Genomic DNA, 18,612 nt, shown 5'->3' with positions numbered 1-18,612 from the left:
CTGATGCTGAACACCCGTTTTTGCATTCGTGGCATAAGTTCCCCTCTCCCTCCTTAGGGTGGTGCTGATGAACTTTAGAGCCATGCCCCGAAAACTCTAGAGAAAATGCTCTTCATCTCTAGAGGATATTCAAGGATACTCTAGAGATTATATTTTCTTCTTCTAGAGAAACACGTCTTCAGGGCAAGTGCTCACCCTTGTGAAGCGAAGATATGCCCCTGCGTAGTACCTCGATGATGCACAAAGAGCCCGCCCAAACGGACTTATAAGTTTCCTTTTGTTTGTGTCGGTTAAGAGTAAAACCTGCTTTAAACCGAGGATGTGCTCCTTTATTCCTTAGGTCGTGCTCACGTTAGATAAGGGATAAATTGCCAGAGGTCTACCTCCTCCGCATAGGCGAAGGGCAGAACTTTAGGCATGCCCCCTCCTGTATAGATCCTATTTCACCACATACTAACACCAATATAACACACTACTCATAGCCAAAGTGTTCTTATTTATACCTATAATTTGCGGTAGCTTATCGTATCCCTAATAACTTCCTTAAAAAAGTTTGTTATAGTAGATTTCAGTCTGGCCTGTATTTTTGTTCCAAGGGAGCTACATGATAAATACAACTTGCAGCTAGTCAACCTTGATACTGGAGAGTAAATATAGGGGGTTTAGTTACGAAGAAGCTCCATTGCCAATAACCAATTTCTTAGCGATATGCCTAAAACGATTATGCTTCAGCCCTCACCTTCCTCATGGAATAGTTTGAATCCTCATAACTTTGTATCTTTGTTTAGGTAATGATGGATGTAAAGTAGAGTCATGAAACCCAGTCGAGAAGGTGTCGGTCAGGAAAAAGAAGGTTCCATAAAATTGGAAGGTGCCTCATCTGTTTGGAGATGGATTGTCGTATACATACTAGGCTTCTCTACAATGGCTATTTTTGTTGTACTCTTTTGCTTGTGTTCTGACCAACATAATCGGACTTGGTCTCGGACACAGATTTACATTATACCTGATTCTGCTCGGCAAACGCAAGTAGCAGATAGTGTTGATGTCTACAACGGATGCGGGGGCGTGACAAACAAACAGATCCTAGAAGAGTTAAGAGGACAAGGAGAACTTATGAGTTCGGATGAGTTTGCATCTCGCATAACTTCCTATTATAACACATTGGTTGCAGTTCTAGGGATAATGGTTGCAGTCTTTACATTTGCCTCCTCTTTTCTTGTGAGCAATTTCTACAGAAATGAGTTTGAGAGAGAACGGCTGAGGATTGTTGCGGACTTAGAGGAAGGAACCATCAAGAAAGTCAGCTGTACTTTAAGAGACTCCATAGAAGTCCGTCGGGCTATCACAGAGGCTATCCGAGGTGATATAGATGCTGATTTTACCCGAGTTGATACTACCGAAGATGTGATAAAACAATTGACTAATCTTGAACAGAGACTGAGCGATATCGAGTGTCAATTAGCTGATCTTCAGGAAACGGTTCCCTTAGAGTGGGAAGTTGTTGATGGAGATGCTGGGAAGCATGGAGATCATGGGTGTTAGAGGAGTAAGAAGACCTAAGAGTAGTCCTGCAGGAGATTTAGATGTAAACTTGCTATTTACTTCCGTAGATAGTCTCCTCGGTATAGCATCACAGAAGGAATTATATGATGGGGACTCCTTAGATATTCTAAAGTTAATTGAACTGAGAGATGATCTTAGGGTTGAGTTTGTATCCTTGGATTCGGCTATATCAGGTAAACTCTCTCGAGATGGAGATAAGTGGGTTATTAGTGTTAATAAAGGACATTCTCGTAACCGACAACGTTTCACTCTTGCACATGAACTGGCGCACTATGTTCTACATAAATCGGAGAAGGAGAGTTTTACGGATACAGTCTTCTTTCGGGGGATGTCAGTGAACAATATAGAATATGCAGCAAATGACTTTGCTGCCAAACTGCTAATGCCCGAAGATAGGGTTCGGCGATTGGTGCGGGAAGGTGTTGCTAGTGTTGAGACGCTTGCAGAGTCTTTTGGAGTATCTGTTGCTGCAATGCTGTATAGAGTCAAGCAACTAGGATTTAGAACCAAGGCATAATGTCTGAAAAGGAAAAGTATTGTCTCATTGTAAAGACAGGAGATTCAGAGTTAAGGGCGATACAAAATTTATCGTCAGAGAGTTTGAGTAAAACCCTTCCTATTGTCGAGCTCACAAGAGGTCGGGCGAGGAATATAGGAACAAAGGAGCTCCCCCAGTATGCTTATCCGTATGACTCTAAGATAAAAAGAATAAAGGAGATATTTGGGGGGCATCGAGTCGCATTAGATGTGACCTCTGATGTGGGTTTGAGCTCTCAGGAGATTGACGACCTCTTTAATTATGAAGGAGGGTATAAGAAATGGATAGAGTTAGTTAGAGAGTTAAGAGGGGCTGGGCTAACCCTAATTCCGTCTATCTTGATAAACAATGCAGATGAGAACCTTGAGGAGAATGTTAAGAGTCAAATTTATGCCCTCTCTTCAGAGTTCCCAGAGGTGATGTATCGGTGTTCTTTAGAGAGCGAGAGCTTTGAATACATTGATGATGTGAGGCTCATCTCTGAGTGTCTCTCTGATGAGAACGTCCTTTGGGTTGTTCTCGATTGTGGATGGGTACCTCCAGCTTCCTATGGAGATCCTGCACGGATATGTATTGAGAGGATAAAGAAAATAAAGGAGATTGCGGGAGATAAGAAGATCAAAATCGTTGTATGTGCAACTACATTCCCTAACAACGTAAGTGAAATTGGAGATGATGTTTCAGATACCATTGACCTTCGAGAAATAGATCTGTATGAAATAGTCAAGGGAGAACATGCTGAGGTTATCTATGGTGACTATGCTTCAATTAATCCGATCCGAAATGATCAAATTCGTATGACCCGTGGCTGGATTCCGCGGATTGATGTCGCTTTAGAAAGAGAGATCTATTATTATCGTGAACGCAGAGGGTCGAGGGAGTATTCGGAGGTATATACCTCTGTAGCTAAGAAGGTAATATTAGATAAGCGATTTAGCTCTGTAGTGGAATCTTGGGGAATTCATCAGATACGAAATTGTGCATACGGGGGGGCTCCATCAGCATCCCCCTCCTTCTGGATCTCTGTACGAATGAATTCTCATATAGAGCAGCAAATCCATCGGCTAGGATTGCGAGACGAGCAATGATATGAGTTTGCAGGTTCGCCCCGCTGATAGGATTAAGATGTCCGTTATAGAGTGGCTCATTCAAAGATGCCCTGGGATCATTATTGGTAGTGAGGTCATGTATGGTACAAGTCAACGAATGGTTGACCTTTTAGCTTTATATGAAGGGTGTACATATGCAATTGAGATTAAGAGCGAAAGAGATAGCACACGGAGACTTTCTTCCCAGTTAAGTGAATATGCTCTCATCTTTGACTATACTATCGTATTTGCTCACTCCAAGCATATTTCTAAGGTCATATCCTTGTCTAGGTCTAAAGTTGCAGTTTTTGAGGTCTCAGATGATGGTATAGTCTTGAAAATACCCCTCAAGAAAAATCGGCCTGTCAAAAGAGAGATGGCCTACTCGATAAGTACATCTTTCTTGAAAAAGTATGTTTCTCTGGGTAAGGATAGATGCACGTCTTCCGATATCAGAGCTCGGCTACTTAGAGGCTACACAAAAGATGCAATTCGTCAAATGCTCTATGACTTTCTAGAGTGGAGGCTGACTGATCGGTTTAACTTATATATGAAGGAATGGAGGGAGAAGAGCTATGATGATCTTTCCTTGTTATCCGCACAACTAAAGTTGATGCCTATTTAGGCTTAATCCCCTCCCCAAATATACAATTAGGCAGGTCAATGGGGTGCCTCATACTTGTGTGTGCTTTTGTATCAGTATTCGCACACGAGTCATGGGGGGGCTACGCAGTATGGACACCGATGAGGGTATCATATTGTATATTCGCAGATTATGTGTATCTTTGTGCACTCGATGGAGTAGGCTTAGGTCTGCTCTGTCCGAAGAATTGAGTAGATAAGTTATTCAAACATAAGTAGAAACGAAATGCCAACTATTCAACAATTGGTAAGAAAGGGACGTGAGACACTCGTCGAGAAGGGTAAGAGCCCAGCTCTGGATTCTTGTCCTCAGCGTCGTGGTGTCTGCGTACGTGTGTACACAACCACCCCTAAGAAGCCAAACTCTGCAATGCGTAAGGTCGCTCGTGTTCGCCTGACCAATGGGAAGGAAATCAACGCCTATATCCCAGGTGAGGGTCACAACCTCCAGGAGCATAGCATTGTGCTGGTACGTGGTGGCCGTGTGAAGGACCTCCCAGGGGTACGCTATCACATCGTACGTGGCTCACTCGATACGGCTGGTGTCAATGGTCGTCTGCAGCGTCGCTCTAAGTACGGTGCTAAGCGTCCTAAGCCAGGTCAGGCAGCTGCTCCAGCAAAGGGTAAGAAGTAGTCTTCCCCCGGCGTGGAGTGACCGCTTGGTCATGCGCCCCCTTCGTCTCCAGTGTCGTCTCGGCCTCGCTTCGTGACTGGCTGGAGAGCCAAACAAAGAGCCTCTCGTGCTAGAGGCAATGCTAAGTGTCAATAGAACCAAGTTTCTTGAGTTCGTTGGATAGGCTAGCAAGGTTGAGTAAATGCTCCAGCGGGAGCGTTGAAGTAAGATCACAGCACAACCAATCGACAGAAACGAAATTTAGATTAAGCAATGAGAAAAGCTAAACCCAAAAAGAGACAGGTACTACCTGATCCCGTATTTGGTGACGTAAAGGTGACGAAGTTCGTTAATCACCTGATGTACGACGGTAAGAAGAGCATCGCCTTCGATATCTTCTACACCGCGCTTGAGATTGTAGGCAAGAAGATCCAGCAGGAGGACAAGACTCCGCTCGAGATCTGGAAGGCCGCTCTCGATAACATCACTCCTCAGGTAGAAGTAAAGAGCCGCCGTATCGGTGGTGCTACCTTCCAGGTGCCAACGGAGATCCGCCCCGAGCGTAAAGAGTCTATCTCTATGAAGAACCTCATCCTCTATGCTCGCAAGCGCGGTGGTAAGACCATGGCAGATAAGCTCGCAGCAGAAATAGTGGATGCATTTAGCAGTCAGGGTGCCGCCTTCAAGCGCAAGGAAGATATGCACCGTATGGCTGAAGCCAACCGTGCATTTGCTCACTTCAGATTCTAAGAAAGGCAAAAGACAATGGCTGACCACAAACACCTAGAACTTACGAGAAATATCGGCATCATGGCTCACATCGATGCCGGGAAGACGACCACGTCCGAACGTATCCTCTTCTACACGGGTCTTACCCACAAGATCGGTGAAGTACATGACGGGGGCGCTACGATGGACTGGATGGAGCAGGAGCAGGAGCGTGGGATCACGATCACCTCTGCTGCTACGACGACCTTCTGGAACTACGACAATACGAAGTACAAGATCAACCTGATCGACACCCCAGGGCACGTAGACTTCACCGTAGAGGTAGAGCGTTCGCTCCGTATCCTCGATGGTGCAGTCGCTACCTTCTGTGCTGTGGGTGGTGTACAGCCTCAGAGTGAGACGGTATGGCGTCAGGCCGACAAGTATCGTGTACCCCGTATCTGCTACGTAAACAAGATGGACCGCTCGGGGGCCAACTTCTTTGAGGTTGTCCGCCAGATCAAGACCATCCTAGGGGCTACCCCATGTCCTATCCAGATCCCTGTCGGTCAGGAAGAGACCTTCCGTGGGGTCGTAGACCTCGTGACGATGAAGGCTCTGGTCTGGGACGACGAGACGATGGGCTCTCACTACGACACGATCGACATCCCCGCTGAGCTCCAGGCCGAGGCCGAAGAGTGGCGCGACAAGATGCTCGAGACGCTCGCTGACTGCGACGATGTCCTGATGGAGAAGTACTTCGATGATCCTTCTACGATCACCGAGGATGAGATCCGTGCTGCCCTACGTAAGGGTACGCTTGCGATGAAGATCAACCCTATGCTCTGTGGCTCGTCCTTCAAGAACAAGGGTGTACAGACGCTCCTCGACGCTGTCGCAGCTTATCTGCCCAGCCCAATGGACAACCCAGAGGTCATCGGTACCGACCCTCGTGATCCTGAGAAGGAGATCGTTCGCAAGGTCGATCCTAGCTCTCCTCTGACCGCTCTTGCGTTCAAGATCGCTACCGACCCCTATGTAGGTCGCCTCTGCTTCTTCCGTGTATATGCCGGTGAACTCCCCGCAGGCTCCTACGTCTACAATGCTCGCTCAGAGAAGAAGGAGCGTATCTCGCGCCTCTTCCAGATGCACTCCAACAAGCAGAACCCCATGGAAGTCATCGGCTGCGGTGACATCGGTGCCGGTGTAGGCTTCAAGGACATCCGTACAGGGGATACTCTTTGTGATGAGAACAACCCCATCATCCTCGAGTCGATCGACTTCCCCGAGCCCGTTATCGGTATCGCTGTCGAGCCTAAGACGCAGAAGGATATGGATAAGATGGGTGTCGGTCTAGCTAAGCTTGCCGAAGAAGACCCCACCTTCCGTGTGCAGACCAACGAAGAGACCGGCCAGACCGTCATCAGCGGTATGGGTGAGCTCCACCTAGAGATCATCATCGACCGTCTGAAGCGTGAGTTCAAGGTAGAGGCTAACCAGGGTAAGCCCCAGGTGTCCTACAAGGAAGCTATCACGAAGCCCGTCGAGCTCCGTGAAGTGTACAAGAAGCAGACTGGTGGTCGTGGTAAGTTCGCTGACATCATCGTACGCGTAGAGCCCGCTGACGAAGGCTTCGAAGGCGACCTACAGTTCGTAGACGAAGTCAAGGGCGGTAACGTACCTAAGGAATTCATCCCCTCCGTACAGAAGGGCTTCCAGAAGGCTATGGCCAATGGTGTGCTCGCTGGCTACGCAGTGGATAAGCTCAAGGTAACGCTCCTCGATGGTTCGTTCCACCCCGTGGACTCTGACCAGCTCTCCTTCGAGATCTGTGCTATCCAGGCGTTCAAGAATGCCTGCGCTCAAGCTGGTCCTGTCCTCCTCGAGCCCATCATGCACCTAGAGGTTGATACGCCTGAGGAAAACATGGGTGATGTGATCGGTGACCTGAACAAGCGTCGTGGCTCTGTAGAGGGTATGGACAGCACACCATCGGGCGCTCGTCTGGTGAAGGCTTCTGTGCCTCTGGCTGAGATGTTTGGTTATGTGACGAGCCTGCGTACGATCACCTCTGGTCGCGCAACGTCCTCGATGACCTTCTCTCACTACGAAGCAGTGTCCTCGTCTATCGCACGCCAGGTCCTAGAGGAAGTCGGCGGTCGTGTAGATCTGATCAAGTAAATAGTATTACAACTAGAGATATGAGCCAAAAGATTAGAATCAAGTTGAAGTCGTACGATCACACGCTGCTCGACAAGTCGGCAGAGAAGATCGTCAAGACCGTCAAGGCCTCTGGAGCTGTAGTCAGCGGACCTATTCCCCTGCCTACGCACAAGCGTATCTTCACGGTGAACCGCTCGACCTTCGTAAACAAGAAGAGCCGCGAGCAGTTCGAGCTTAGCTCCTACAAGCGACTCATCGATATCTACAACTCCACGGCTGAGACCATCGATGCGCTAATGAAGCTCGAGCTCCCCAGCGGTGTAGAAGTAGAAATCAAGGTGTGATCAACTAAATAAGAAACTGAAATGCCAGGTTTATTAGGAAAGAAAATCGGAATGACATCCGTATTCAGTGCCGAGGGGAAGAACATCCCATGCACTGTTATCGAAGTAGGTCCTTGCGTGGTAACGCAGATCAAGTCCCTGGAAAAGGATGGCTACGAAGCTCTACAGCTTGGGTTCGTTGATGCAAAGGAAAAGCACACGTCCAAGCCGCTTCAGGGTCACTTCCAGAGGGCAGGCGTTGCCGCCAAGAGACACTTGGCCGAGTTCAAGGGGTTCGATATCGCCCAGTATCATCTGGGTGATGTGATCGATGTAAACTTCTTCGAGGGCACTGTCTTCGTAGACGTCATCGGTACCTCTAAGGGTAAGGGATTCCAAGGGGTCGTCAAGCGTCACGGCTTCGGCGGTGTCGGTCAGTCTACCCACGGTCAGCACAACCGTCTTCGTGCTCCCGGTTCTGTAGGTGCGTGCTCGTACCCAGCTAAGGTCTTCAAGGGGACACGTATGGCGGGTCAGACAGGTAATGAGCGTGTGACCGTTCAGAACCTCGAGGTGATCAAGGTAATGCCCGAGCACAACCTCCTTCTGCTGAAGGGTAGTGTGCCAGGTGCTAAAGGTTCAATCATTGCAATCGAGAAGTAAATGGAACTGAGTGTATATAACATCAAGGGAGAGGATACGGGTCGCAAGATCACGCTCGATGATGCAGTCTTTGCTGTCGAGCCTAACGACCACGCCATTTACTTGGACGTAAAGCAGTATCTGGCCAACCAGCGTCAGGGTACGCATAAGTCAAAGGAGCGTAGCGAGATTTCGGGTAGTACCCGTAAACTCATCCGTCAGAAGGGCGGCGGAGGTGCTCGTCGTGGGGATATCAACTCTCCCGTGCTCGTCGGTGGTGGTCGTGTCTTCGGCCCTACGCCCCGTGACTACAGCTTCAAGCTGAACAAGAAGGTGAAGGCTCTGGCTCGCCGCTCTGCCCTCACCTACAAGGCTCAGAAGCAGGAGATCATCGTCATCGAGAACTTCGAGCTAGCAGCACCGAAGACTAAGGACTTCATCGCGCTCTCTCAGGCTCTCCAGGTGGCAGACAAGAAGGCTCTCTTCGTCGTAGAGACCCTCTCTGACAACCTCGTACTCTCTTCGCGCAACATCCGCACCGCTCGTGTGATGAACGCCTTCCAGCTCAACACCTACTCGGTGCTTGACTGCAAGAAGCTCGTCCTGACGGAGGCTGCTGTTGCTGTGATCAACGAACAGCTCAAGGCACAATCATAAGGAGAAAAGAATCATGGGAATTATCATCAAGCCCGTTATCACGGAGAAGACAACAGCCCTGACGGAGAAGACTGCTGAGCGCTACGTCTTCCGCGTCTCTCCAGATGCCAACAAGGTCGAGATCAAGAAGGCGATCGAGGCTCTGTATCAAGTAAAGGTCGAGAGTGTAAACACGGTAAACTATAGCGGCAAGCGTAAGGCTCGCTATACCAAGAGTGGACTGATCCGTGGTAAGGTCGCAGCCTTCAAGAAGGCGATCGTTACCCTCGAGAAGGGGCAGACCATCGACTTTTACGCTAATATCTAAGCTGAACAATGGCAATACGTAAACTAAAGCCCACAAGCCCGGGGCAAAGACATAAGGTTATTGGTGCGTTCGATAACATCACTGCCAGCGCACCAGAGAAGTCCCTTGTAGTCGGTAAGAGAAAGTCTGGCGGTCGTAACAACACCGGTAAGATGACCATGCGCTACATCGGTGGTGGTCACAAGCAGAAGCTTCGTCTCATTGACTTCAAGCGGAACAAGGACGGGATCCCTGCTACAGTCAAGAGCATCGAGTACGACCCCAATCGTACGGCTCGTATCGCTCTGCTGTACTATGCCGATGGTGCGAAGGCTTATATCCTCGCTCCTAACGGCCTGCAGGTAGGTCAGCAAGTGATGTCAGGTGCTGAAGCAGCTCCTGAGGTAGGGAACAGCCTCCCACTGGCTAACATCCCTGTCGGTACGATCATCCACAATATCGAGCTTCGTCCAGGTCAGGGAGCTAAGATGGTCCGCTCTGCGGGTGTCTTCGCCCAGCTTACTTCTCGCGAAGGTCTCTATGCGGTCATCAAGATGCCTTCGGGTGAAACCCGCCGCATCCTCTCCGCTTGCAAGGCTACTATCGGTAGCGTAGGTAACTCAGACCACGCCCTCGAGCGTTCAGGTAAGGCAGGTCGCAGCCGCTGGCTCGGTCGCCGTCCTCACAACCGAGGTGTCGTCATGAACCCTGTTGATCACCCCATGGGTGGTGGTGAAGGTCGTGCCTCTGGTGGTCACCCACGCTCACGTACAGGTCTCTACTCTAAGGGCCTAAAGACACGTGCTCCTAAGAAGCACTCGTCTAAGTACATCATCGAGAGACGTAAGAAGTAATCGATTAAACCAACAGAATTATGAGTCGTTCACTAAAGAAAGGTCCATATATCCACCTCAAGCTCGAGAAGAAGGTCTTGGCGATGAATGAATCGGGCAAGAAGTCCGTCATCAAGACTTGGGCTCGCGCCTCGATGATCAGCCCTGACTTCGTCGGTCATACGATTGCCGTTCACAACGGGAACAAGTTCATCCCTGTCTTCATCACGGAGAACATGGTCGGCCACAAGCTCGGAGAGTTCTCTCCCACCCGTACCTTCCGTGGTCATGGTGGTAACAAGAAGAAGTAATTCGGCTGTTGAGTAATTCAGACCTTTAAGTAAGATTAAGAAACAATGGGTGCAAGAAAGAAAATATCAGCCGAAGAAAGAAAGCAAGCCCTGAAGAATACCTACTTCGCCTCGCTGCGTAACGTCCCCACATCGCCTCGTAAGATGCGTCTAGTGGCAGATCTCGTACGTGGTATGGAGGTAGGTCGTGCCCTCGGGGTGCTCAAGTTCTCTAACAAGGAAGCTGCAGCTCGCGTGGAGAAACTCCTCCGCTCTGCTATCGCTAACTGGGAAGAGAAGAACGGACGCAAGGCCGAGGATGGAGAGCTCTATATCTCTCGCATCTTCGTCGATGGAGCAGCTACGCTCAAGCGTATGCGCCCCGCCCCTCAGGGTCGTGGGTATCGCATCCGCAAGCGTTCGAACCACGTCACGATCGTTGTCGATTCACTAAATAATAAAGAGAACTAAACCAGATGGGACAAAAGATTAATCCTATAAGCAATCGTTTGGGATACATCCGTGGATGGGATTCCAACTGGTACGGCGGGAACAAGTACGGCGATAAGCTCCTCGAAGATAGCCGTCTGCGTCGCTACCTGAGCGTCCGTCTGGCTAAGGCAAGTGTCTCTCGTATCGTCATCGAGCGTGCCCTGAAGCACGTGACCATCACGATCTGTACTGCTCGTCCCGGTGTCGTCATCGGTAAGGGCGGTCAGGATGTAGATACGCTCAAGGAAGAGCTGAAGAAGATCACCAACAAGGACGTCCAGATCAATATCTACGAAGTCCGTCGCCCCGATATCGATGCTGCTATCGTAGCCGATAACATCGCTCGTCAGCTCGAGGGTAAGATCGCTTACCGCCGTGCTGTCAAGGGTGCCATCGGTGCTGCTATGCGTGGTGGAGCCGAGGGCATCAAGGTCCAGATCTCTGGCCGTCTGAACGGTGCTGAAATCGCTCGTTCCGAGATGTACAAGGAAGGACGTACTCCCCTGCACACCCTACGTGCTGACATCGACTATGCTCGTGCAGAAGCACTGACCAAGGTCGGTATCCTCGGTATCAAGGTGTGGATCTGCAAGGGTGAAGTCTACGGCAAGCGTGACCTAGCTCCTTCGTTCACCAACCCTCAGCCTGGTCATGGCGCTCGTCGTGACGGTGGCCGTGATCGCCGTGAAGGCGGTCGTCGTGATGCCCGTGGTGGCAGAAGAGGGGGTAATCGCTAACGTATAAGAACAGAAGACAGCAATGTTACAACCTAAGAAAACTAAGTTTAGAAGAGTCCAGAAGGGTCGCGCCAAGGGTAATGCTCAGCGTGGCAACCAGCTCGCCTTCGGTTCTTTCGGTATCAAGTCTCTCGGTACACGCTGGATCACCGGTCGTCAGATCGAAGCCGCTCGTATCGCTGTGACTCGCTATATGCAGCGTCAGGGTCAGGTCTGGGTACGTATCTTCCCCGACAAGCCCATCACGAAGAAGCCAGCTGACGTCCGAATGGGTAAGGGTAAGGGTTCGCCCGAAGGCTTCGTAGCCAACGTTACCCCAGGGCGTATGCTCTTCGAGATCGAAGGGGTATCCTTCGAAGTCGCTAAGGAAGCTCTCCGCCTCGCTGCGCAGAAGCTCCCTGTTACCACGAAGTTCGTCGTCCGTCGTGACTACGATATGTCCAACACTAACCTGTAATAGTAGAGATGAAGTTAGCAGAGATCAAGGCGCTTACCACGCCCGAGCTACAGGAGCGTGTGGTAGCCGAAGAAGCGGCTTACGACAAGAAGCGCATCGACCACGCTGTCACTCCAGCAGATAACCCTGCTGCGATCCGTCAGCTACGTCGTAGCATCGCTCAGATGAAGACGATCCTTCGCGAGCGTGAACTCAACAACAATTAATGTATCCTCCCGATGGAACAGAGAAGATTAAGAAAAGAACGTGTAGGCGTTGTTTCTTCCAATAAGATGGATAAGACTATCACGGTCGCTGTCAAGTGGAAGGAAAAGCACCCTATCTATGGTAAGTTCGTCAATAAGACGAAGAAGTACCATGCCCACGATGAGAGAAATGAGTGCAACATCGGCGATACAGTCCGTATCATGGAGACTCGTCCCCTCTCACGCACTAAGAGATGGAGACTAGTCAGCATTATCGAAAGAGCTAAGTAGTATATGATCCAGCAAGAATCAAGACTCGTAGTAGCAGATAATAGCGGCGCCAAGGAAGCTCTCTGCATCCGTGTCCTCGGTGGCACACGCCGTCGCTATGCCTCTGTCGGAGATATTATCGTCGTAGCTGTCAAGAGCGTTATCCCCTCCTCTGACCTGAAGAAGGGTGTCGTCTCTAAGGCTATCATTGTCCGCACGAAGAAGGAAGTACGTCGTCCCGACGGATCCTACATCCGCTTCGATGACAATGCTTGCGTCCTACTTAACGCTGCTGGTGAAATGCGTGGTAGCCGTATCTTCGGCCCAGTGGCTCGTGAGCTACGTGCAGTGAATATGAAGATCGTTTCTCTGGCGCCTGAAGTCCTCTAATCCTAAAGACGAAAGTAGAAATGAGTAAGTTACATATCAAGAAGGGCGACCAGGTCGTCGTCCTCAGTGGCGTAGACAAGGGCAAGACGGGTCGTATACTCGAGGTTCTCGTCGATAAGCAGCGCGCCATCGTCGAGGGTGTCGCCATCGTCGCTAAGCACGCTAAGCCAAGCGCAAAGAACCCTCAGGGGGGCATCGAAAAGAAGGAAGCTCCTATCCACATTGCTAAGCTCAACGTCCTAGATTCTAAGACGGGGAAGGCTACTCGTGTGGGACGTCGTCTTAACGCCGATGGGAAGCTCGTTCGTTATTCCAAAAAGTCAGGAGAGGAGATTAAGTAATGAGCAACACTGCAAGTCTAAAGAACGAATATAAGGAACGCATCGTTCCTGCACTCATCGAGCAGTTCGGGTATAAGTCTCGTATGCAGGTGCCCGTCCTCAAGAAGATTGTAATCAATCAGGGTCTCGGCATTGCAACTGCAGATAAGAAGATTATTGATGTTGCGATTGCAGAGCTCTCTGCCATCACAGGACAGAAGGCTGTAGCTACGGTCTCTAAGAAGGACATCTCCAACTTCAAACTTCGTAAGAAGATGCCTATCGGTGTCATGGTGACTCTGCGCCGCGAGCAGATGTACGAGTTCCTCGAGCGTCTGATCCGCATCGCTCTGCCTCGTATCCGTGACTTCAAGGGGATCGAAAGCAAGTTCGATGGCCGTGGGAACTATACCCTCGGTATCAGCGAGCAGATCATTTTCCCCGAGATTAACCTCGATGGTATTACGAAGATCCTGGGGATGAACATCACGTTCGTGACCTCGGCTGAGTCTGACGAAGAAGGCTACGCTCTACTCAAGGAGTTTGGTCTTCCATTCAAGAACGCTAAGAAAGGCAACTAAGATACTATGGCAAAGGAATCAATGAAGGCACGCGAGGTAAAGCGTGCAAAGCTCGTCGCTAAGTATGCTGCCAAGCGTGCTCAGCTCAAGGCTGAGGGAAACTACGAAGCACTACAGGCTCTGCCTCGCAATGCTTCTCCCGTACGCCTGCACAACCGCTGCAGCATGACGGGACGTCCTAAGGGCTATATGCGTCAGTTCGGCATTTCTCGTATCCAGTTCCGTGAGATGGCATCTGCCGGTCTCATCCCTGGTGTGAAGAAGGCTAGCTGGTAGAGCTTCTTAATAGTAAGGAGAGAGGGTTATGTCAATTATGGTGTAACCCTCTCTCTTCGTTTTGATTAGGTTCAGTAAAGATTGTCTTAATAAGGCTTAAGGAGGGGGCAGGATGGGAGGTGAAAGCTAGTGTATGCAAGGGTTGTCTTTTGTTTGATATAAGGCCGATTCTTGTTGGTGTATTCTAGGAAAGCTCCTGTTAGGTCCTAGGTTGTTTTAGAGATACTTCCTCTTATGAATTTTTCATCATCCTCGTATGATCTGCCCGTACACGCATCAAGTGCGAGCTCAATACCTTCGCTCTATGTGCTGAAGGCTCTACTGGCCTTCGTTGTTGTGACTTGTCATTCTCCGCTTGCACTGTCGTGGTTACAGATACCAGGAGGTGCGGTGGAGCTTTTCTTCTCTATTACGGGGTATTTTATTTATGTATCTGACCTCTCGAAGGTGCAAGTGCGAATCTGGAAGTCTGTAAAGAAGGTCCTACCTATCATTCTTATCCTTCAGATTTTCTATAACATAATCGCCCCACCTCAACTTGGGTCTATTACCACCTCCTATTGGACCTACTTTCAGTGGGTTTTTATGGGGTTTAGCACTTTTGCTTCGGGGCATTTGTGGTATTTGACAGCCTTATTATTTGGACTACAATTCTTCTCTCTCTCTATTTATATGTGACGAAAGGACGCTGGGTGCCCCTCTTGTTCTTTCTGATTTTACTATGGGCTGCCATTGGGCCTTTTCGTATGTTGCTCTTTGGAAAACCAGAGTCGGTCTTTGTCTTTAACTTCTTGACTCGTGCTGTACCCTATATTGCTTTGGGTTATTGGATACATGCTAATCAATGTCGCCTGCTAAAGTATCGTTGGCTTAATATCTACTTTATACTACTTGTCTTAATGGGGTTAGAGCAGTTGGTGACGTTGTATCTTAGTAACTATACGGCATCACCAAGTCTAATAGGCCTTTTCCCTATTGAGGTTGCGCTTTTTATGCTTTTCCTTTCGCATAGTGAGCTGGGGAGAGGTACATGGCTAGAGATGATTGGAGCTAAGTACTCGGGAAATATCTATTATTTCCATATGGCAGTTATACTGCTCTGGAAACAGTTGAATCCCTACTCGGCTCTGCTATCAGAGGTGTATGAGTACGGTGGCGCGTTGATTGTGTTTATCATCAGCCTAGGTATTGCTTGGGTTATGGTGAAGGTGCAGGATAAGATTGGCTACCACGTTTTAAAGTAATAGTATCAAGATAAAGAAAAGGGCCCACCATAGCTGACGCTATGATGGGCCCCTTTTATGTTCTTCGGGGAGGAAGAGGTTCGTGAAGAGGATAAATACTAGGGAGAAAGGCTAACACTAGCTAGGGAAAAGGAAATGCTCGAGGGCGTAGGCTACACCATCTTCGTTGTTGGTTTTCGTGACGAAAGTTGCTAGCTGCTGAATATCCTTGGGTGCATTCCCCATTGCGATGGAGGTCTCTGCTAGGCGAAGCATCTCGACATCATTATAGTTATCACCGATAGCAATAAGGTCTTTAGAAGTCTTGCCGAGAATCTCAAGTAGTGATGCTAGTGCCGTACCCTTATTCACCCCATGAGGGACGATTTCAAGGAAAATGTCACTTGAGCGGAAGGCATCGATATACTGCCCTAGTTCACGCTTGAGAGCTGCTTCTAGACGGATAAGCTTCTCCGTGGGGCCGACTGCAAGACATTTCGGTAGAGGTTCGGTGAATGTATTCATAAAGTTGGGTAGTACCTTTAGGGACATTCCTGTTATATCTATTTCCTTCTGTGCATACTCATTTGCTGCAGTTTCGATGAGGATATTCTCCTCGGTGTAGCTCAGGACATCTACGTCGTGTGACTTGATAAGGTGGTCGATCTGAGGCAGGAGGTCCTGGCTGAGGAGCTGAGCGTGTAGGGTGTGCCCCGTAGATAGCTCAATAGCCTTACCTCCGTTGTACGGAAGGAGGTAACCACCATATCGCTCTAGCTCTAGAAGCTGTACGAGTTGTTGCAGGGCTGCAGTTGGTCGTCCTGAGGCAAGGATGATGCGTAGGTTGCGAGTGCGTTGTGCTTCGAGGAGGGCGTCCCGCACGGGGGTGGTTACTTGATGTTGGCTATTGACAAGTGTGCCATCGATGTCTAGGGCGAGGAGTTTCATTTGTTTATTCTTTGTTGAGACTTTGTTGTAATAAATAATCAGATGCAGAGAGCCTTTGTTTAGGCTCTCTGCTTTGGGCAAAGATACTTCTTCGACTCGTGATTGTGGCTAGATGGATGTCTGGGGCGTTCTCTCGGATGATTTTGGGTTATTTGGCTTTGAGACAGGTTCGTATGACTTTGTGGTATCTTTGCTGAGAGATTTGCTTTGCCCCGAAAAGAACTATGACGATTGACGAGATTCGTAAGATATTGCCGACGCTGCCCGAGGCTCCGGGTTGCTACAAGTACATTGGGCAGACAGGTGAGATTATCTATGTAGGGAAGGCTAAGAACCTTCGTCGGCGTGTCAGTAGCTACTTCCAGCGAGATATACAGAGCTCCAAGACTCGATTGCTTGTCCGTCAGATCCGAGGGATCGAGTATATCGTTGTCGGCTCTGAAGCAGAGGCACTCATTCTAGAGAATGCCCTGATTAAGGAGCATAAGCCTCGCTACAACATCCTGCTTAAGGATGATAAGACCTATCCCGAGGTCGTCATTCATAGGGAGCACTTCCCTCGTATCCGTGTGGAGCGACGTCCTGCACGTGATGGCTCACAGCACTTTGGCCCTTATCCCAATGCGGGCATGGCTCATGCTGCTGTGGCTATGGTGCGTGATCTCTATCCCATCCGCACGTGTGACCTAGATCTTTCACCACATAAGATAGCTCAGGGGAAGTATAAGGTTTGCCTTGAGTACCACATTGGCAAGTGTAAGGCTCCATGTGTAGGCTATCAGACCGAGGAAGACTACGACCATAATATCCGAGAGATTACCTCCCTACTTCGAGGTAATCTACGTGATGTCATTGAGTTGTATAAGGAGGAGATGCTCCGCCTCAGTGGTGAGCTACGCTTTGAGGAAGCTCAAATCTATAAGGAGCGCCTCCAGTATTTGGAGAACTACCAAGTTAAGCATACCGTTGCTCCTCATCATATCCATAATGTAGATGTCTTCAGCTTCGAAGAGGACGCTGATGGATCGACCTATGTGAACTTCATGCACCTGACACAGGGTATGGTGACGCAGGTCTATACGCTGGAGTACCGTAGCCTTATTGAGGGCGAGACTCGGGAGGAGCTCTTCGCTTCTGCTATCACTGAGCTACGCCAGCGTTTTGCTTCTCGTGCTAGGGAGCTTATCCTTCCCTTTGACCCCGGATGGCGAGACGATGTGAATGTCACGATTACGATTCCTCAGCGAGGGGATAAGAAAAAGCTCCTGGAGCTCTCAGAACGTAACGTCCGGCAGTATAAAGTAGACAAGTACAAGCGGGCGGAGCGACTTAATCCTGACCAGAAGCTCATGCAGGTCGTTGGAGACTTGAAGCAACGCCTTTCCCTAGAGCGTGTGCCGATGCACATAGAGTGCTTTGACAACTCAAATATCCAGGGCTCAGACCCTGTAGCTGCTTGTGTCGTTTTCAAACGAGGCCGTCCCTCTAAGAAGGATTATCGAAAGTTTAATATCCGCTCTGTCGAAGGGCCAGATGATTACGCTTCTATGAAGGAGGTTGTGACACGTCGCTATCGTCGTATGGTGGAGGCACAGGAGGCTCTGCCAGACCTTATCCTCGCAGATGGGGGTAAGGGGCAGGTCGGTGCTATTCGAGATGCGTTGTCTTCTCTGGGGGTGGAGATTCCCGTTGCTGGCTTGGTAAAGGATGATCGTCACCGTACGGCTGCGTTGCTCTATGGGGAAGACGCTTTGAGGGAAATCCCAGTACGTCATCATAGCCCAACCTTTCACCTTCTAGAGCAAATTCAGGCAGAGGTGCATCGTTTTGCCATTACCTTTCATCGTGATAAGCGCAGTAAGAGTCAGCTCTCCTCACGCCTAGACTACATCAAGGGCGTAGGGGCCAAGACAAAGGATACGCTACTCTCTACCTTTCATAGCGTACAGGGAATCTCTTCTGCAACGCTTGTTGATCTCACGCGAGTAATTGGTCCGTCTAAGGCACGTATTGTATATAATGCCTTCCATCCCGATGCATCTGAGGAGTCCTCGGTCTCTGTGGAGTGACGTATAATATAGTCTTAGATATATAGCCTAAATGCGATTGGTGGTAGGGATACCGCCTCATAGCTCTCTCCGACACCTTTGGCCTCAAAGGCTGAGGTTAATCCTCTGTAAGTTTAGCTTTTATCAAGTGTTACCCTTGGATGTGAAGGTGTAAGCTCGTTTTTTTCCTATTGTAATATTCTCTTTTTGAGTTGCTTGTGGGAGCATGTGGCGAGTTACCATAAGTCGTCTCAGAGACTTACCATAACTCTCTGCAACGACTTGCCATAACTCGTTTGAACGAGTTACCACAACTTGTTAAGGCGAGTTACCATA

Annotated in this window: 25 protein-coding genes; 24 read left to right on the top strand and 1 reads right to left on the bottom strand. The window is 49.3% G+C overall.

What is annotated here, in order from left to right; all coding sequences use genetic code 11:
- Window positions 1-1,068: 1,068 nt before the first annotated feature.
- The 23 genes from HMPREF0636_RS07630 (at window position 1,069) to HMPREF0636_RS07515 (ending at window position 15,301) form a co-directional block, all read left to right on the top strand.
- Window positions 1,069-1,545, top strand: coding sequence for a hypothetical protein (locus HMPREF0636_RS07630; RefSeq protein WP_162147897.1), 477 nt, complete (start codon window positions 1,069-1,071; stop codon window positions 1,543-1,545).
- Window positions 1,508-2,083 carry an ImmA/IrrE family metallo-endopeptidase gene (locus HMPREF0636_RS07625; protein WP_052328795.1) on the top strand — a complete coding sequence of 192 codons (576 nt, stop codon included), beginning with the start codon at window positions 1,508-1,510 and terminating at the stop codon, window positions 2,081-2,083. The genes HMPREF0636_RS07630 and HMPREF0636_RS07625 overlap by 38 nt, the downstream gene beginning before the upstream one ends.
- Complete coding sequence (locus HMPREF0636_RS08375; RefSeq protein WP_081748434.1) at window positions 2,083-3,192, top strand: beta family protein; 1,110 nt, start codon at window positions 2,083-2,085, stop codon at window positions 3,190-3,192. The genes HMPREF0636_RS07625 and HMPREF0636_RS08375 overlap by 1 nt, the downstream gene beginning before the upstream one ends.
- A gap of 37 nt (window positions 3,193-3,229) precedes the next feature.
- Window positions 3,230-3,817: a sce7726 family protein gene (locus HMPREF0636_RS07615; protein WP_248616900.1), complete on the top strand. Its 588-nt coding sequence runs from the start codon at window positions 3,230-3,232 to the stop codon at window positions 3,815-3,817.
- Between the two features lie 243 nt (window positions 3,818-4,060).
- A complete protein-coding gene (rpsL, locus tag HMPREF0636_RS07610) occupies window positions 4,061-4,468 on the top strand; it encodes a 30S ribosomal protein S12 (RefSeq protein ID WP_005468095.1) in 408 nt (135 codons plus the stop codon).
- 252 nt (window positions 4,469-4,720) lie between these two features.
- Window positions 4,721-5,197 (top strand): 30S ribosomal protein S7, encoded by a 477-nt coding sequence (gene rpsG / locus HMPREF0636_RS07605; RefSeq protein ID WP_005468096.1) that lies wholly within the window; start codon window positions 4,721-4,723, stop codon window positions 5,195-5,197.
- A gap of 15 nt (window positions 5,198-5,212) precedes the next feature.
- Window positions 5,213-7,336: an elongation factor G gene (gene fusA, locus HMPREF0636_RS07600; protein WP_044169589.1), complete on the top strand. Its 2,124-nt coding sequence runs from the start codon at window positions 5,213-5,215 to the stop codon at window positions 7,334-7,336.
- 20 nt (window positions 7,337-7,356) lie between these two features.
- On the top strand, window positions 7,357-7,662 hold the full coding sequence (rpsJ, locus tag HMPREF0636_RS07595; RefSeq protein WP_005468099.1) for a 30S ribosomal protein S10: 306 nt from the start codon (window positions 7,357-7,359) through the stop codon (window positions 7,660-7,662).
- Between the two features lie 21 nt (window positions 7,663-7,683).
- The gene (gene rplC / locus HMPREF0636_RS07590) at window positions 7,684-8,304 is read left to right on the top strand and encodes a 50S ribosomal protein L3 (protein ID WP_005468100.1); all 621 of its coding nucleotides are present in this window, start codon (window positions 7,684-7,686) and stop codon (window positions 8,302-8,304) included.
- A complete protein-coding gene (gene rplD, locus HMPREF0636_RS07585) occupies window positions 8,305-8,940 on the top strand; it encodes a 50S ribosomal protein L4 (RefSeq protein WP_044169588.1) in 636 nt (211 codons plus the stop codon).
- 10 nt (window positions 8,941-8,950) lie between these two features.
- Window positions 8,951-9,247 carry a 50S ribosomal protein L23 gene (rplW, locus tag HMPREF0636_RS07580; protein ID WP_262501576.1) on the top strand — a complete coding sequence of 99 codons (297 nt, stop codon included), beginning with the start codon at window positions 8,951-8,953 and terminating at the stop codon, window positions 9,245-9,247.
- Between the two features lie 8 nt (window positions 9,248-9,255).
- The gene (gene rplB, locus HMPREF0636_RS07575; RefSeq protein WP_005468105.1) at window positions 9,256-10,080 is read left to right on the top strand and encodes a 50S ribosomal protein L2; all 825 of its coding nucleotides are present in this window, start codon (window positions 9,256-9,258) and stop codon (window positions 10,078-10,080) included.
- A gap of 20 nt (window positions 10,081-10,100) precedes the next feature.
- On the top strand, window positions 10,101-10,370 hold the full coding sequence (rpsS, locus tag HMPREF0636_RS07570; protein WP_005468106.1) for a 30S ribosomal protein S19: 270 nt from the start codon (window positions 10,101-10,103) through the stop codon (window positions 10,368-10,370).
- Between the two features lie 45 nt (window positions 10,371-10,415).
- Window positions 10,416-10,820 (top strand): 50S ribosomal protein L22, encoded by a 405-nt coding sequence (gene rplV, locus HMPREF0636_RS07565; RefSeq protein WP_005468107.1) that lies wholly within the window; start codon window positions 10,416-10,418, stop codon window positions 10,818-10,820.
- Window positions 10,821-10,825: 5 nt separating this feature from the next.
- Window positions 10,826-11,578: a 30S ribosomal protein S3 gene (gene rpsC, locus HMPREF0636_RS07560; protein ID WP_005468108.1), complete on the top strand. Its 753-nt coding sequence runs from the start codon at window positions 10,826-10,828 to the stop codon at window positions 11,576-11,578.
- Between the two features lie 22 nt (window positions 11,579-11,600).
- Entirely contained in the window at window positions 11,601-12,035 is a 435-nt protein-coding gene (gene rplP, locus HMPREF0636_RS07555; RefSeq protein ID WP_005468109.1) for a 50S ribosomal protein L16, read from the top strand.
- An 8-nt stretch (window positions 12,036-12,043) separates the two neighbouring features.
- Complete coding sequence (gene rpmC, locus HMPREF0636_RS07550) at window positions 12,044-12,241, top strand: 50S ribosomal protein L29 (protein ID WP_005468110.1); 198 nt, start codon at window positions 12,044-12,046, stop codon at window positions 12,239-12,241.
- 12 nt (window positions 12,242-12,253) lie between these two features.
- Window positions 12,254-12,511 carry a 30S ribosomal protein S17 gene (gene rpsQ / locus HMPREF0636_RS07545; RefSeq protein ID WP_005468111.1) on the top strand — a complete coding sequence of 86 codons (258 nt, stop codon included), beginning with the start codon at window positions 12,254-12,256 and terminating at the stop codon, window positions 12,509-12,511.
- Between the two features lie 3 nt (window positions 12,512-12,514).
- Window positions 12,515-12,880: a 50S ribosomal protein L14 gene (gene rplN / locus HMPREF0636_RS07540; protein ID WP_005468112.1), complete on the top strand. Its 366-nt coding sequence runs from the start codon at window positions 12,515-12,517 to the stop codon at window positions 12,878-12,880.
- A 20-nt stretch (window positions 12,881-12,900) separates the two neighbouring features.
- Window positions 12,901-13,221, top strand: a complete 321-nt coding sequence (gene rplX / locus HMPREF0636_RS07535) for a 50S ribosomal protein L24 (RefSeq protein ID WP_044169585.1) — start codon at window positions 12,901-12,903, stop codon at window positions 13,219-13,221.
- Window positions 13,221-13,781 carry a 50S ribosomal protein L5 gene (gene rplE, locus HMPREF0636_RS07530; RefSeq protein WP_005468114.1) on the top strand — a complete coding sequence of 187 codons (561 nt, stop codon included), beginning with the start codon at window positions 13,221-13,223 and terminating at the stop codon, window positions 13,779-13,781. The genes rplX and rplE overlap by 1 nt, the downstream gene beginning before the upstream one ends.
- Window positions 13,782-13,787: 6 nt before the next feature.
- Entirely contained in the window at window positions 13,788-14,057 is a 270-nt protein-coding gene (gene rpsN, locus HMPREF0636_RS07525) for a 30S ribosomal protein S14 (protein ID WP_005468115.1), read from the top strand.
- Window positions 14,058-14,731: 674 nt separating this feature from the next.
- Window positions 14,732-15,301 carry an acyltransferase family protein gene (locus HMPREF0636_RS07515; RefSeq protein ID WP_044169581.1) on the top strand — a complete coding sequence of 190 codons (570 nt, stop codon included), beginning with the start codon at window positions 14,732-14,734 and terminating at the stop codon, window positions 15,299-15,301.
- A 117-nt stretch (window positions 15,302-15,418) separates the two neighbouring features.
- On the opposite strand, the gene HMPREF0636_RS07510 is transcribed toward HMPREF0636_RS07515, so the two are convergent.
- Complete coding sequence (locus tag HMPREF0636_RS07510; protein WP_044169580.1) at window positions 15,419-16,228, bottom strand: Cof-type HAD-IIB family hydrolase; 810 nt, start codon at window positions 16,226-16,228, stop codon at window positions 15,419-15,421.
- 224 nt (window positions 16,229-16,452) lie between these two features.
- Here HMPREF0636_RS07510 and uvrC point away from each other — a divergent pair, with 224 nt between their 5' ends.
- The gene (gene uvrC, locus HMPREF0636_RS07505) at window positions 16,453-18,297 is read left to right on the top strand and encodes an excinuclease ABC subunit UvrC (RefSeq protein WP_044169579.1); all 1,845 of its coding nucleotides are present in this window, start codon (window positions 16,453-16,455) and stop codon (window positions 18,295-18,297) included.
- Window positions 18,298-18,612 lie beyond the last annotated feature (315 nt).

Origin of the sequence: Porphyromonas catoniae ATCC 51270, from assembly GCF_000565015.1 — a bacterium.
Classification (GTDB): Bacteria; Bacteroidota; Bacteroidia; order Bacteroidales; family Porphyromonadaceae; genus Porphyromonas; species Porphyromonas catoniae.
The sequence above is the reverse complement of the archived record's forward strand: the minus strand, read 5'-3'. Positions and strand labels throughout refer to the sequence as shown.